A 14,623-nucleotide genomic window follows, 5' to 3' on the forward strand; every position below is an offset into this window, starting at 1 on the left:
AATCATTTTTATGAATTCACTTCCTGGATTCAGGATATATATGACAATCTCTTAGTAGTCCCCGCTCTTTAAAACTAAAAAAATGTCATACCTGCTGAGTATACCAATTCTCAATATCGACAAGTTTGATTTTAAGTTCTTTTTGTTTAACTACCTTTATAATCTCATCAAGATAATTCGAATTCGTTACTATAATTGTTGACAGTCCCTTATTGCTTAAGCTTTCTATCCCAACTATCTCATGCCCTGTTCCAGGCAAATAATTACCTACTTTATTTGGATTGACATCTATTACACAGTCAATAAATTTTAACTCAGGATCAATTAAATTTAACAATGTTACGCCCTTAGCCCCCGCCCCCCAAACAGCAGTTTTTCCTAATTTAGAATATTCAGAAAACTGCTTCAGCGCTCTTCGTTTCCACTCGACTTCGTTTTGGGTAAAATCAATGCTGCTTGTGTCACTACATTCTGAGTAATTTGTATTTTGTGCGTTTCTCGCGCCTTCTACTGGCCTAGCTTCTACCCACATGTATTGACCATTAAAAATATGTTCTATACTTAATACATCAAATCCAGCCAATTCAAATACTTTAGAAATCGAATATTTATTAAAATAAGAACAATGCTCGTAAAAAAAATCAAACATTATCTTATTATTAAAAATCCAGTCAACACATGGCGTCTCAAAAAATACCCTAGCATTTGGAGAATGTACTAGTGTCTTTCTTAAGGACTTGAGCAATATTAAAGGATTAGGAATATGTTCAATAACATGCCGACACAGAATAGCATCTGCATTAATGTGAACACTCTCTTCATCGTATAGTCTCTTCTCGAATCTTAATCTGCCATTGAGGTCCACCTCAGGTCCAATGTAGCTTGGATCAAATCCATATCCATAATTATCGCCGGCCTCAACTAATTTTTTTAGAAAAAAACCTTTTCCGCAACCAATTTCTACTATATTCATGTTACATACGCCTTTTTTAGTAACAAGCGTATTCACTAGATCATTTAAATAATCATCAAAATAAGAAGAGTATGACTGTGTATTCTCATAAGCACTATTATAAATAACTTTGTTTGCATCAAAGATGCAATTATAAACAAAACCACAATCTATACACCTGACGATCTCTAAATCGCCTTTTGGAATCTGTTTCGCATCTTCCGAGGTATTAATCAACAAATTTTGATATACAGGGATGTTTTTACGAGTTAAAACTGCTGCTATATTTGTTGATTTACATATTGGACAGCTAATATTATCCACCTTACTTGCCCCCATTAAGATTAAATTGCCACCACTGGACAGTTTCATGTAATCCTTCTTCTAAAGTAAATAAAGGATTCCAATCCGTACTTCCTTTCAGCTTCGTTATATCCGCTAAAACAATTTTAGGTTCATCCACTGAAGTTGGGATAGCTCCTAGATGGACTAATTCCTTATGACCAATAATATCAGCAATTTTATAGATAATCTCCGATAGGCGTATTGGCGCGCCTGAACCAATGTTAACAGGGCCACTTACTTCACTGTCTAAGAGCTTCACCACCGCTCGTGCTACATCTTTAACATACAAATAATCACGAATTTGCTGTCCGTGAGAGCAATTTGCTTTCAATCCCCCTAACATAGCTGAGATTATAGAAGGAACTAATCGTAGCTTATGTTCACGAGGACCATACACATAAAAAATCCGGGCCCATGAACTTGAGATTTCGTAATGTTTTGAATATGACATCAACATATGATTTAATGAATTTTTAGTTGATCCATATACAGTATTATAATCTAAGGGGGTATCATACTCTTTGCATACTCCATAACTCAAGTCGTACTCCGCACAGGAGCCTGCTGCTACAATTCTTTTTCCGCCAACAGAACGGAACATATCAAATAGAGACAGACTCGCCTTTACCCATTTAAGGTTTGCAGAAGAATTCCAGTATTGACCTGGTGTAGTATCCCATGCTAAATGCAGTAGGTGTGTAGGGAAATTGACTAAAGAGAATATTTCCTCAAGCTGGTCATTATCGAGTAAATTTGCTTCCAACCAAGTAATTTTCGATGTGTTAATTTTATTGTTAACATTTGAGGTAATTGCATATATCTCCCACCCTCTTAGCTCCAGTTCATCTATAACATGACTCCCTATAAAACCATTAGCACCAGTTACAATTATCCGACTCATTTATTAATACTTCCATATCCTAAATCCTTTTTTGATATAATTCTCTCATCTATTTGAGGCCAGGTTATATCAAGCTCCGAATCATTCCACCTTACACCTCTTGCGTATTCTTCATTGTAAACTTGACCCATTTGGTAAAAAACCTCGGTATCATCAGACAAAGTTTGGAATCCATGCGCCAGACCTTTTGGAATGTAGAGCATCTTGTAATTCTTCTCGGATAGTTCTATGCCGAACCACTGTTTAAACGTGGGGGAATCTGATCTTAAATCAACGATGACATCATATATAGATCCCTTTGTGCAACGGACCAATTTTATTTCTTCATATGGAGATGCTTGATAATGCAATCCTCGCAGTGTCCCTTTTCGGCGATTATAAGAAACATTAGCTTGGACAAATTCACATTCCAAACCGTGTGATTTAAACTCTTCTTGACACCATGTTCTAGCAAAGTGTCCCCTCGAATCAATTAAAAGCTCCGGTTCTATTAAAAAAGCCCCCGATAACTCCGTTTCTATAAACCTCATCCTTGCATTCCCCCTGTTTATTAGTCAGATATACATTTCAAATAACCGCCAGGAGCAACTGTAATTAAAAGTTTATTTTCTATACTCGCATCTACAGTAAAACGCTTATTCTCTTGTAAAAATTGTCTAACTGCACTTTTGGGACTATTTCCTTTTTTCCAAGGGCGGTTTCCAAAAAAATGATCTGGCATATCCTCTACAATGGTATCTAATACAACCAGATAGCTCTCTTTTGTAACAAAAGGAGAATACACCTCTAGCTCTCTCAAAACATGCTCATGGGTATGATTAGAATCCAATATGACAAGGACAGATTTGCGTTCTGAGATGACCTCATGGACTTCCTTGATGACTTCAACACTAGTTGAATCGCCTTCAATCAGAAAAACATTATCCGAAAATGGGTGATTCTCTATTGCATCGCGATTATGAGGTCTTATATCAATATCTATACCTATCACTATGCCATCGTTGCCAATTAACTTTTGTAATGAGGAATGAAAAATAATTGATCCCCCACGTGCTATACCTGTTTCAATAATTACATCAGGCTTCACACTCCAAATCATTTCTTGCAGGGCGATGATGTCCTGAGGAAATTGAATGATCGGCATCCCCAACCATGTAAAATTGTAAGTATAGTTATATTGGGCTTGTTGGAGAATAAAATCATGTGCCGTTCTTTTCAAATTTGTATCTGCTGCTTGCCGTTTAACATTTTCTCTCTTTTCCAACTCAAAATTTCCTCTATCCATATCCACACATCCCTTTTATTTATTCAACAACGTTTATCTCAGGTATTGGTACAATCCATTTACCTCCCCATTCACGAATGAAGGATGTTTGCTTCATGATTTCGTCCTTCAAATTCCATGGGAGAATAAATACATAGTCAGGCTTTGTTAATTTAAGTAGCTCAGGAGAACTAACAGGAATTCTAGAACCCGGAAGAAAAGTCCCCTGCTTGTAAGGACTTCGATCTACTGTATAATCCAAATAATCACAATCAATGCCACAATAATTTATTAAGGTGTTGCCTTTAGCCGGAGCACCATACCCAACAACAACCTTTTCATTGGTTTTTAATTGAATAAGGAAATTTGTGATCTTCCTTTTTAATTGGACCACTCTTAATTGGAACTTTTTATACATCTCAATATCAGTAATCCCAAACTGCAATTCTTTTTCAAGTAATTCATGTACAGATGATTGTATAGAAGTTTCTTTGTTCTCTACATGACTTGCATAAATTCGAATAGAACCACCATGAGTCTCTAAGTGCTCAACATCATAGATCGAAAGTTCATGGTTAGCGAACAGTTTTAGGACCGTAGTAAAAGAAAAATAAGAATAGTGTTCATGATATATCGTATCGAATTGATTATTCTCTATGAGCTGAAGCAAATGAGGGAACTCCATCGTAATAGTACCGTTGGACTTTAGTAAAATTTTCATTCCGGCAACAAAATCATTTAAGTCAGGGACATGCGCAAGTACGTTATTCCCAAGAAGTAAATCTGCCATCTTACCTTCCTGCCTCAAAGACTCAGCTATAGATTTTCCGAAAAAATTCATTGAAGTTTCGATGCCCTTTTCAATAGCAACTTTTGCAACATTCACGGCTGGTTCAATTCCAAGAACAGAAATTCCTTTTTCTTTAAAATATTGAAGTAAATAGCCATCGTTGCTAGCAATTTCGATTACTTTTGTATCACTAGTATAATGAAATCTATCTATTATATTTTCAACATAATCTTGGCAGTGACTTAGCCAGCTATCTGAGAAACTACTAAAATAGGCATAATCACTGAATATATGTTCAGGGGTTTCAAATTCGTGCACTTGAACCAAAAAACAGTGTTCACAAACATACGTTCTCAGCGGGTAAACATGCTCCATTTGATCTGTTGATTTAACATACGAATTTGCCATTGGAGAAACTCCCAGATCCAAAAAAACAGTGTTGAGTTCTTCACCACAAAAACGACAGCTATTCATGATGGCTATGCTCCTTTATGATCTCTTCAAAATACGATATTTGATTTAATGTTACTCGACGCATATCCTCACCTTGAATGTAAGCTCGAGTCCAATCCACAACCCAATCTATGCTTGTATCAACAGATAAGAGAGAAGACCATCCTAGCTTCAACTTTGCTTTTGAGCAGTCCAATCTTAGATAATTGGCTTCATGTGGATGGTTACCTTTATCATCATATTGGATATTTAAAGATTCACCCCATGCATTTTCAAACAATCGAAGCAATGTTTCTACTGATACAGCTTCTTGGTCCCCAGGACCGATGTTCCATGAATCACCATACTCTTTACCATCAAACCACATTCTTTCTGCCAATAGTAAGTACCCGTACAGCGGTTCTAAAACATGTTGCCAGGGTCTAACTGAATGCGGATTCCGGATAAAGATTATTTTATTACTTACAATTGAGCGGATGATATCAGGCACCAAACGGTCTTCTGCCCAATCTCCTCCCCCTATTACATTACCAGCACGTACGCTAGCCACCGAAGGTCCGTCGCTAAAAAAGGAGCTTCGATACGAGGTTGTAATTAATTCCGCACAACCTTTACTTGCACTATAGGGATCACTGCCACCGAGTGGTTCGTTCTCCCTATAACCCCATATCCACTCTTTATTGTCATAGCATTTATCGCTCGTAACGTTAATGATAACTCGGAGACTGTCTACTGAGCGAGCAGCCTCAAACAAATTGGCAGTTCCTATAATATTGGTTGAGAATGTCTCCAAAGGATCGAGATACGATTTTCGCACTAGAGACTGAGCCGCCATATGAAAAATAATTTCCGGTTCAAACGAACATATAAGTTGCTTCAATTGGTTAAAATCCCGAATATCTCCGTATGTTGTTTGCATGCCACTTCCTACTTCAGCCTGACTAAATAGATTGGGAGAAGTCGGGGGTTCCATTGAGAATCCCATTACTTCTGCCCCCAGTTTTTGCAACCAGATCGAAATCCAACTTCCTTTAAATCCAGTATGCCCGGTTATCAAAACTTTTTTACCCTTCCAAAATGGCATTACGAATCCCACACTTTCCACGGAGCTTCTTTCTTTTCCCACATCTCCTCAAGCTTTACCTTGTCTCTTAATGTATCCATAGGTTGCCAGAAACCATGATGTTTAAATGCCGATAACTGATTACCTTGGGCGAGTTCCTCTAACGGTCCTGCCTCCCAAATCACGCTATCATCCTTAATCAGACTGAATACTTCTGGTTCCAAGACAAAGTATCCTCCATTTATCCAGCTTCCGTCACCTTGTGGTTTTTCCTCGAAACTAGTTATTCTATTTTGCAGTATATCTAATGCTCCAAATCGTCCTGGGGGTTGTACACCGGTTAGAGTAGCTTGTGTTCCTGATCTACGGTGGAAATTAATAAGTTCAGTAATATTGACATTAGAGACCCCATCTCCGTAAGTAAAACAAAAGGTTTCATTCCCTATATATTTTTGTATCCTTTTAAGGCGTCCACCCGTCATTGTTTCAAGTCCGGTATCTATTAATGTTACTCTCCATGGGTCACTATTATTATTGTGAATCTCCATGTTGTTACCTCTCATGTCAAAAGTGACATCAGACATGTGCAAATAGTAATTGGCGAAATACTCCTTAATCAGATATCCTTTGTAGCCAAGACAAATGACAAAATCATTGATTCCGTAATAGGAATAGATTTTCATAATATGCCAAAGGATCGGGTGGCCGCCAATCTCAATCATAGGTTTTGGCTTCAAATGAGTCTCCTCACTGATTCTGGTTCCATATCCTCCTGCTAGAATAACCGCCTTCATCCTAGTCCACATCCTATCTTGTTGAGAAAATAAAATTGATTTGCAGGACAATGTTTACCAGCCGGTAATCTTCCTAAATATATTTGCCGCCCCGTATACATCCGTAACATTAAAATCACTCAGGTCTAAGTTTAGCCCTCCATTGTATGTGAACCCTTTTTGAAACTTCCTTGGCGTTTTACCCGATATTCCAAAACCAGATTTCTCAATATAATTCTTTACGAACCATTCTTTAAGTTCCTGATCATCTTCTAAGCTGGAGTAAATGATTTGTAGATATTTTTGAAAATCCTCATCGGTAACATCAAGACTTTCAACACAAATTTGTATCATCTTTTGTCTATTCAAATTATAATCTGCACTAAAGTCCCCTAATAACTGTTTTACGTTTAGAAAGGATTCAGCAATAGGAGCTAATACGTTAGGTATATCAGGCACAATTTTAAAGCGGCTAGTTCCCAGTTTATTGTTTAGCTTATTAAAATCCTTCTGAATATCCTCGGATTCTTTATCTTTATTCCCATGTAGCGCTGCAATTCCATTACTTTTACCAGAAGCGCCTCCTATGCTCATAGGGACGTCTATTGCAATGAAATGCTCCTGTATACATGCCAAAGCGAATCCTGAATAGACATCTGGAATAGTTCCTGCAAATACTGTCCCCGTGATTGTTTTCAGTTTATCAATCAAATCGCGATGAACCACCGCGTTGCAGTACAGCATAGGTAAGGAATTATACGGGATATTAAAATCCACAACATTGTTAATTATATCTTTGCTCTTAATTACCGTTCGATTAATGCTTCCTGTTATAGTCTTAGGAATATTAAAATAATTTTCAACACCATCAAGTTTTACATCAGGCCAGCCATAGAAGACGTAGTCCCACTTCAATATTTTCGTATCCAGGGTGTCTAAAAGAATATCTAAGGTACTAAGTGCATGAAGTAGTAAACCATCATCTGAACCCAGTACAATAATGTACTCTCCTTTTGCCTTTGAGATAGCAAAATTAAAATTTTCTGTCATTGCTAACTCTTGTTCGGTCCGAAAATATTTAATTTTATCATTATTGATACTGGCAACCAAATTACAAGTTGAGTCATTACTACTGTTGTCGCTTACCACGATTTCATAATTGTCAAATTCCTGATCAAGACAGGTTTTGAGGGTATATTCTAAAGTCATGTGATTATTTCTGGTTGGAATAACAATACTAAATTTTAGATGTTCTCGGAACATTGTAACCTTTTTGGCGTACTTTCTACTCTCTATAATTCGTCCTTCTTCTATTAAGGAGTTCGCCATATTATGATAAAGTGTCGGACTGCTGTTTAAAATATTGTTATTATGATTCAAAAGTTTATCGTATATCAAAATAGATTGATTGTAGTACCCATTCTCATAATAGTAATTACCGAGAATATAGTTATACTCGAATAAGTCCCCTTTTTCCAACTCACTTATCATATTTCTAAGTTCCCTAAACCACTTTGCAATATGAAGTAGCCTGCTCTTAAGAAGGTTACCCCGATCATTCCGGATCAAAAACTCTATTTCTACTTTATCAATTTCTGTAAGTTTAGAATCATTTATAATCGTTTCTGCACATTCATTAATGCGATTTGCTTCTACTGAAGCAAAAATATAGTTTTTGAGAGTAGAAGCCGTCTGCAGTTCATCGTAAGCACGTTTGGCTAATCCGTAAAACTTGTCTGTCTCTGTCCCAGCAAATGTAAGCGCGTATAAAGATGATAGGGTAGGGTTTAGCTTATTCTTCAATAGCCCTTCATATCTCTCTCGAATTATTCCAATTTCAAGGTTATCTGCACGCCCATTAATCATCAACAATAACTCTTTACTTTTAGAACTCCATGAATTCAGACTAAGGGATTTACCTGAGAATATATTATTTTCACGATCGTTCTCAGAGTTGTCGCCATTTTCAATTAAATAAACATTTTTATAAATCCCAAGTCTATTAACCAAGTATGATCCAGCATCGTTGGTCGTTATAATATTGGATTTCTCCAAGAGAACCGCATGATCTTCAATATTATTCTTTTCCTTTATATATAGAGTTTCCAACTCTTCTTCATCAGGACAATCATAAATAATTTTGAAGCTGCCCGTAAGTTTATTTAAAACTGCTGCGTGTGCTGGCAAACAACAAATAATTACTATTTCCTCATCGGATAGATCAATTAAACCTTGAATCATATCCAGATAGTTATCTGAGAGAAATCCGCCATTATGATAGACGGAAATAGGAATATGAACATTCAAAAAACCCAATCGACGCATATTATGTTGACTGTATTTCATCATTTCACTGGTTTCCAAGGTTGGTCTCTCTATAGAGACATCAATAAGCGGTTGAATATACTCCACTTGAAATGCTAATCTCGATAGGGATTGAGCAATCAACTGGGGCCTGTTCATAACCTCACTCCACTCTTGAGAGCCTAAAACGATGAATTTCTTTTCCGTTGTGTCATCCATCATTTTCAACTTCTTTATGGTACTTTTTATACTACTAATCTGTTGGAAATCATCAGTTATTTTCATGACCATCCAATAAAGATTAATTGCTGTACGAAACTCCCCCCTAACCTCGTAAAGATAACCTAGGTTGTATAAAATATCTTTGTTTTTATTATCTAAATCTACACCCTTCCATAGTAAATCCTCCGCTTCGTCATATTTCCCCTCTATAAATAGAATAATGGCTTTCATGCTCCATATATCAGCATCATAAGGGGCGAGGGTTTCAAATTGACGTATAAGATCTTTTGATTGTTCGATTTCTCCGTTGTTTATTAATAATTCTATATTCTCTTTAAATATTTTTTTTTGTTGCTCCATCTCTTTATTATTCGACATAAATTCATCTCCATCGGATCTTAATACTTGCCTTATACCATTGAAAACCCCTTGACCCAAGTAGCTAGAGGGAATTTACGCTTTATCTCTTCCTTTATCACACGCATACCCTGTACATTCTCACTGACTTCATACAGGTCATAGCACCTTTCATATGATGAGTAATCAGGCTTTATCTCCAGCAACTTGTTATAAAGTAGTTGGGCATCTTGCAAATAACCCGATTTCAAGCAAATATCTCCTAGCAGACTAACTAAAGAAGAACTATTAGGTTTCTTTTCAAAACACTTCACAAGAATATCAATTGCCACCTCATGAAAACCGTAAGATGTCAAAACCTCACCTAATTTTTGTTTTATTCTGTCACTTTCGCTTGTTATTAACACCAAGGAAATACTCTCAAATATCTCAAACTCCTGTAAAACTATCAGATGAGAGATTACCTTTAGTATCATCTCCTCCAAATTAGTAGTCATTGACAGTTTGGTTAGACCTCCACCAAAAAGTATACTCTTGAACATTTTTCTTTCATTAACACTTAAATTTAAGATCATTTGAGCAGAATTATACAATCCTTCGTCCTGAAGGATAATTGCAAGAAGAACCACGTCCAATGCATTTTCTTGATCAAGAGGAACTTTACCCCAGTATTGTTTAGACTCCTCATATTTTTTATCAAAGAGGAGGGCAACCGCTTTGATTTTATCTTCAACAGTCAAATTATAAGTAATTAGATACTCATTAAGTAGGGGGTGACGTAATGAGTACATAGATTCCATAAGCCATCGTAACTCTTCAACATTCGATACATTGTATATATCATTTATATTAAATTTCACATCGTTGAAAGGAATATTACTTTTCAGTATGACATCAAAATAATGATTTAGTCCTGGGACAAAAAGCTTCTTATGTTGAATCACTTGTATGATCTCATCGTAACTCTTTGCCATTTCACCTTTTTTGTAATACAGCAGGGACAAATAATAGTGAGCCCCATACCCCCCTGCTCCCTCTGTAACTGTTATCCCCTTGTCACCCATGATTAAGCATTTACGAAATGCGAGTTCTGCATCTTTAAAATAACCAGCTTCGAAATAAATTTTACCTTGTGCATAACGCAAGTCCACTGTATTTGGGAATATCTCAACTGCATCTTCTAAAACTCTCAAACCTTCCTCATAGTTGCCTAAATAACTCAGGCATGTTGCTATTTTAGTTAAAAGTTCTGGAGTATAAGATTTATTTTTACTGAGTGGGTATGATCTTTGATAGAACTCTATCGCCTTTTTATAGTTACCCAGGGAGTAGTATACGTTTCCTGTGTTAAACAAATTGTAGCCATTTGGATTTTCAGCGACTTCTTTTAACATAATAGGCAGATTTCTGGATAGCTTATCTTTTTCCGCCACAGTTTCATTCATATAACCAGTATGGAGAATAACAAACTCCGCCATTTCAGTTGAATACTCATAATTCTCGTTCATAGTATCTAGATGCTCGTGTAGACGATTTTTATATTTTAACTGTGGTTTATTTACAAACAATCGAATTGCAGTATGTGTATGCGCCCAACCAAAAGATAGCAAATTTCTGATTCTTGTTAAGTAATAATCCTTACCTGACTCGACAACTTTTTTTAAGTCCGCATCCGACTCCAAGTACTCATCTGCATCCAGAACAAGAATATAATCAGATTCAGCATATTCTAATGAATGATTACGGGCTGCTGCGAAATCATCGTCCCACTGATAGGAATATACTTTCTCTGTATATTTCCTTGCCATTTCCATCGTTGAATCTGTTGAGCCAGTATCTAATATAATGATTTCATCGACTTTGTTTACAACACTACTTAAACATCTATCTAATACTTTCTCTTCATTTTTGACGATCATGCACAAAGAAATAGTTTTGTTCATGGTAAAACTCCTTTTGTAGTAAGTGCCTTATACAACTTTTATCGGCTGTACCTTAAGTATTGATTAGCTTTGAAAAAGGAGTTTTTGCTAACAAAAAAAGGAATCCCATAATTGGGACTCCTCAGGCTGTCGAGAAAGTAGACAGCCTATTTTATGTTGAATTATGTAATACGACTCCGCGTTAATGTTGTATAATAAAGGTAACTATTCTACAGAACGGACAGTGTTGGTATATTACGATCTAATCGAAACAAATAACAACCCTTTGAATTGGTTTCTCTGGAAGAACTGGTACCGCAAGATCATTTACTTCGCAAAGTTGATAGGTATATTGATTTCTCCTTTATCCATAAGAAGGTAAGCCCCTTGTATTGTGCGGACAACGGGTGCTCTGCCATTGATCCTACGGTGTTTTTTAAAAGAACTTCCTCGGTTATTTCTACGGCATTCGCTAGAACGGCAGCTTGAGCGGGACATTCAGATGAATCTGGCCTATCCTGGTTCTTGGGGCTAGGCTTGTTCCAGACCACACCACCATAAGTTGGAATTGTCGCACCCGCTTTAAAGATACCACGATCTTTCAAGATATCTTCGATGAAATTGTCCTGCTGGCGATCTCTCACCGAGTGGTGAGCGGGCGCGTCTTGCTGGAAGATTCGAGGCAGCCGTTTGCGCGGGCTTCTGAACATCAGGAAAAAGGTCCTCATAACAGCAGCCGTGCAGAAATGAAAAAGATAGCGCCCCACCTGAATCGCCTGGAAAAACAGGGGTAGTAACACCGCGCTTTTCCCAGATATCAGACCATTATGCTGTAAAAAAAGAAACCCACGTCTCAAAAAGACAGGGTTTCTCGACAATCTGAGTAATCCCATAATCGGGATTACTTTTTGACACCAGTAAAAATTAACGAAGTAATTGCAGAACACCTTGAGGCTGTTGGTTAGCCTGAGCCAACATAGCTTGAGCAGCTTGTGCAAGAATGTTGTTCTTCGTTTGGTTCATCATTTCTTTTGCCATATCTACGTCGCGAATACGGGATTCAGCTGCAGACAGGTTTTCGGAAGAAGTATTCAGGTTGTTGATTGTGTGCTCCAGACGGTTTTGGTTCGCACCCAGTTTAGCACGCTCACCAGAAACTGTTTCGATTGCAGCGTTGATTGTGGAGATAGCTGCGTCGGCTGCAGTTTGAGTAGAGATATCGATACCGCTTGTAGCAGATTGTGCAACACCCAGAGTACTGGCATCCATAGAACCAATGGACAAGCTAATGTTTTGACCTGTGTTAGCACCAATGTGGAATACTACACCAGTAGCAGAACCATCCAACAATTTCTTAGTATTGAACTCAGTAGTGCTGGAGATTCTTGTGATCTCTTTGGAGAGTTCATCAACTTCTTTTTGAAGAGCGCCCCGGTCTATAGTAGTGTTAGTATCGTTAGCGGATTGAACAGACAATTCACGCATACGTTGAAGGATGCTGTGAGTTTCGTTCAATGCACCCTCAGCTGTTTGGATCAAGGAGATACCATCTTGAGCATTTTTGGAAGCCATATCCAAACCGCGGATTTGACCGCGCATTTTTTCGGAAATTGCCAAACCAGCAGCATCGTCACCAGCACGGTTGATACGCAGACCGGAAGAGAGTTTCTCGATAGCTTTGTTAGTGTTGCCTGTGTTGACAGCCAGTTGACGGTGAGTGTTCATTGCAGCAATATTGTGATTGATAATCATTTTAAAATTCCTCCCTGAAGGTAAATGTCCCACATCCATGTGGTTTATTGTTGTTACAGCTATCCGTTGAAGTCGGCCGCCCCTCCGCAATAGCTTGTACTATATATATCGACATTCTCGTCGATCTTTTAATAGCATTTGAGGATTTTTTTTATTTTTCGCTATTTTTATTTATCATCTTACGCAAAGCATCCAAATTTGACTGCGTATGGGCAGCAGATTCACGATTGGACTCTTGAATGGATAAATAGATCTCCTTGCGAAAAATATCCATTTGTTTGGGCGCTGAGATCCCTATACGGACGGTGTCCCCCTCTACTCCGAGCACCGTGACCTCAATGTGATCCTGAATGATAATAGACTCGCCTTTCTTACGCGAAAGTACCAGCATGATTATTCACCTTCCTTTGAACGGATGGTTTCGTCTTCCTTAATAGGTTGCAGTGAATGCTTGGTCTGATACGAAGAATGGTGCAAAACAACCTGCTTGGCTTGCCTATTATAGGGATTGAATACCAAAGGTGCCAATAGATTGATCGTTGAGTTTTCTACCTGCTCATGTAATGTTAATATGCTGCGAACGACTAAATTAGATTCAATCTCCAGTTCTTCCGTTTCACTATGAGGTAGTTCGAACTCATATTCAGGATAAAAAATAAAAGGGTCCACTAAGACAAAAGATAGTTCTTTCTGCTGAAGGGACTGGAGATAGTAAAAGGGTGCCTCATCCTGATCAAGCAACACAAATTCAGTCGTCTCCTCAAATCCCGGAATTCCTTTTTCAAAACGATATACTTCTTTTTCATTAACTTCAATGTCACCCCAAATAGATGTGGATATAATCACTGCTATTCCTCCAATGTTTAATCAGATATATACATTTTATTATAAAAAAAAAGGCTATAGACGGCTTGAATAACCTCTATAACCTTACCTATTTTACATCGCAATATCAATTTCAGGTGGAATATAGGCCACCGATGAATACTGCTGCATATAAATCTCCAGTTTTCCCCGGGTATACTCAATCTCTGGACGATTAACGGTAATATGCATTTCCGATACAGCAGGTGTATATGTAATATCAGATGCCCGCGTTTCAACACGAATATCGACATTATCCATAGACGCTGGACCCCTAAATTCGGGAAGCACATGCGTTTCAGTATCCTCTCCAAAAACATTAGCTACAGTATTCCCAGGAATGTGAATATCCGCCATTCGGTTGCCTTGCTCCACTTTATGCGCAAGAGCTTGTAAAAATATCTGTGGCATCCCAGAATAAATTCGATTATTCATCTCAAGGTAATTGCCACCGTTATAGGCAGAGAAGGCTGCACTTTGATCTATGGTCAGCTGTGGCTTATACTGGTGAATTTCCAGTTGAGCACGTCGTGTCGTTAATTCCATATCTGCCGAGGGCTGTCGAATCGAATACTGCCCTGGGTCTGCATCAATATGCAGGATAGCCGGAGTTTGCCGGATCTGAAGCGTCGGAATGATGGCCATTTCTCCCCCTCCTTAG

Annotated in this window: 13 protein-coding genes and 1 pseudogene; 1 reads left to right on the top strand and 13 read right to left on the bottom strand. The window is 37.8% G+C overall.

Annotation, left to right across the window (positions count from 1 at the left end):
• Positions 1–85: 85 nt before the first annotated feature.
• The 9 genes from MKY16_RS22465 to MKY16_RS22505 are packed head-to-tail and all read right to left on the bottom strand — an operon-like array spanning position 86 to position 11,367.
• Entirely contained in the window at positions 86–1,324 is a 1,239-nt protein-coding gene (locus MKY16_RS22465; protein WP_340957061.1) for a class I SAM-dependent methyltransferase, read from the bottom strand.
• Positions 1,278–2,198, bottom strand: a complete 921-nt coding sequence (locus MKY16_RS22470) for an NAD-dependent epimerase/dehydratase family protein (RefSeq protein WP_340957062.1) — start codon at positions 2,196–2,198, stop codon at positions 1,278–1,280. Before MKY16_RS22470 ends, MKY16_RS22465 begins: the two co-directional genes overlap by 47 nt.
• Complete coding sequence (gene rfbC / locus MKY16_RS22475) at positions 2,195–2,728, bottom strand: dTDP-4-dehydrorhamnose 3,5-epimerase (RefSeq protein WP_340957065.1); 534 nt, start codon at positions 2,726–2,728, stop codon at positions 2,195–2,197. Before rfbC ends, MKY16_RS22470 begins: the two co-directional genes overlap by 4 nt.
• A gap of 20 nt (positions 2,729–2,748) precedes the next feature.
• Positions 2,749–3,483, bottom strand: a complete 735-nt coding sequence (locus MKY16_RS22480; RefSeq protein WP_340957068.1) for a cephalosporin hydroxylase family protein — start codon at positions 3,481–3,483, stop codon at positions 2,749–2,751.
• 19 nt (positions 3,484–3,502) lie between these two features.
• Positions 3,503–4,726 carry a class I SAM-dependent methyltransferase gene (locus tag MKY16_RS22485; protein WP_340957070.1) on the bottom strand — a complete coding sequence of 408 codons (1,224 nt, stop codon included), beginning with the start codon at positions 4,724–4,726 and terminating at the stop codon, positions 3,503–3,505.
• Complete coding sequence (gene rfbG / locus MKY16_RS22490) at positions 4,719–5,789, bottom strand: CDP-glucose 4,6-dehydratase (RefSeq protein WP_340957619.1); 1,071 nt, start codon at positions 5,787–5,789, stop codon at positions 4,719–4,721. Before rfbG ends, MKY16_RS22485 begins: the two co-directional genes overlap by 8 nt.
• Positions 5,789–6,562, bottom strand: a complete 774-nt coding sequence (rfbF, locus tag MKY16_RS22495; RefSeq protein ID WP_340957072.1) for a glucose-1-phosphate cytidylyltransferase — start codon at positions 6,560–6,562, stop codon at positions 5,789–5,791. The genes rfbG and rfbF overlap by 1 nt, the downstream gene beginning before the upstream one ends.
• A 54-nt stretch (positions 6,563–6,616) precedes the next feature.
• Entirely contained in the window at positions 6,617–9,445 is a 2,829-nt protein-coding gene (locus tag MKY16_RS22500) for a glycosyltransferase (protein WP_340957074.1), read from the bottom strand.
• A 32-nt stretch (positions 9,446–9,477) separates the two neighbouring features.
• A complete protein-coding gene (locus MKY16_RS22505) occupies positions 9,478–11,367 on the bottom strand; it encodes a glycosyltransferase (RefSeq protein ID WP_340957075.1) in 1,890 nt (629 codons plus the stop codon).
• A 270-nt stretch (positions 11,368–11,637) separates the two neighbouring features.
• On the opposite strand from MKY16_RS22505, the pseudogene MKY16_RS22510 reads away from it, so the two are divergent.
• Positions 11,638–12,059: pseudogene (locus MKY16_RS22510) on the top strand (transposase); the annotation flags it as partial.
• Between the two features lie 211 nt (positions 12,060–12,270).
• Here MKY16_RS22510 and hag read toward each other — a convergent pair.
• The 4 genes from hag to MKY16_RS22530 form a co-directional block, all read right to left on the bottom strand.
• The gene (gene hag, locus MKY16_RS22515) at positions 12,271–13,098 is read right to left on the bottom strand and encodes a flagellin Hag (protein WP_340957078.1); all 828 of its coding nucleotides are present in this window, start codon (positions 13,096–13,098) and stop codon (positions 12,271–12,273) included.
• A gap of 151 nt (positions 13,099–13,249) precedes the next feature.
• Positions 13,250–13,489 carry a carbon storage regulator CsrA gene (gene csrA, locus MKY16_RS22520; RefSeq protein WP_340957080.1) on the bottom strand — a complete coding sequence of 80 codons (240 nt, stop codon included), beginning with the start codon at positions 13,487–13,489 and terminating at the stop codon, positions 13,250–13,252.
• A gap of 2 nt (positions 13,490–13,491) precedes the next feature.
• Positions 13,492–13,944, bottom strand: coding sequence for a flagellar assembly protein FliW (gene fliW, locus MKY16_RS22525; RefSeq protein WP_340957082.1), 453 nt, complete (start codon positions 13,942–13,944; stop codon positions 13,492–13,494).
• 93 nt (positions 13,945–14,037) lie between these two features.
• Positions 14,038–14,607 carry a DUF6470 family protein gene (locus tag MKY16_RS22530; RefSeq protein WP_340957084.1) on the bottom strand — a complete coding sequence of 190 codons (570 nt, stop codon included), beginning with the start codon at positions 14,605–14,607 and terminating at the stop codon, positions 14,038–14,040.
• Between the last annotated feature and the right edge of the window lie 16 nt (positions 14,608–14,623).

Source organism: Paenibacillus sp. FSL L8-0641 (genome assembly GCF_038006265.1).
Taxonomy (GTDB): domain Bacteria; phylum Bacillota; class Bacilli; order Paenibacillales; family Paenibacillaceae; genus Paenibacillus; species Paenibacillus polymyxa_D.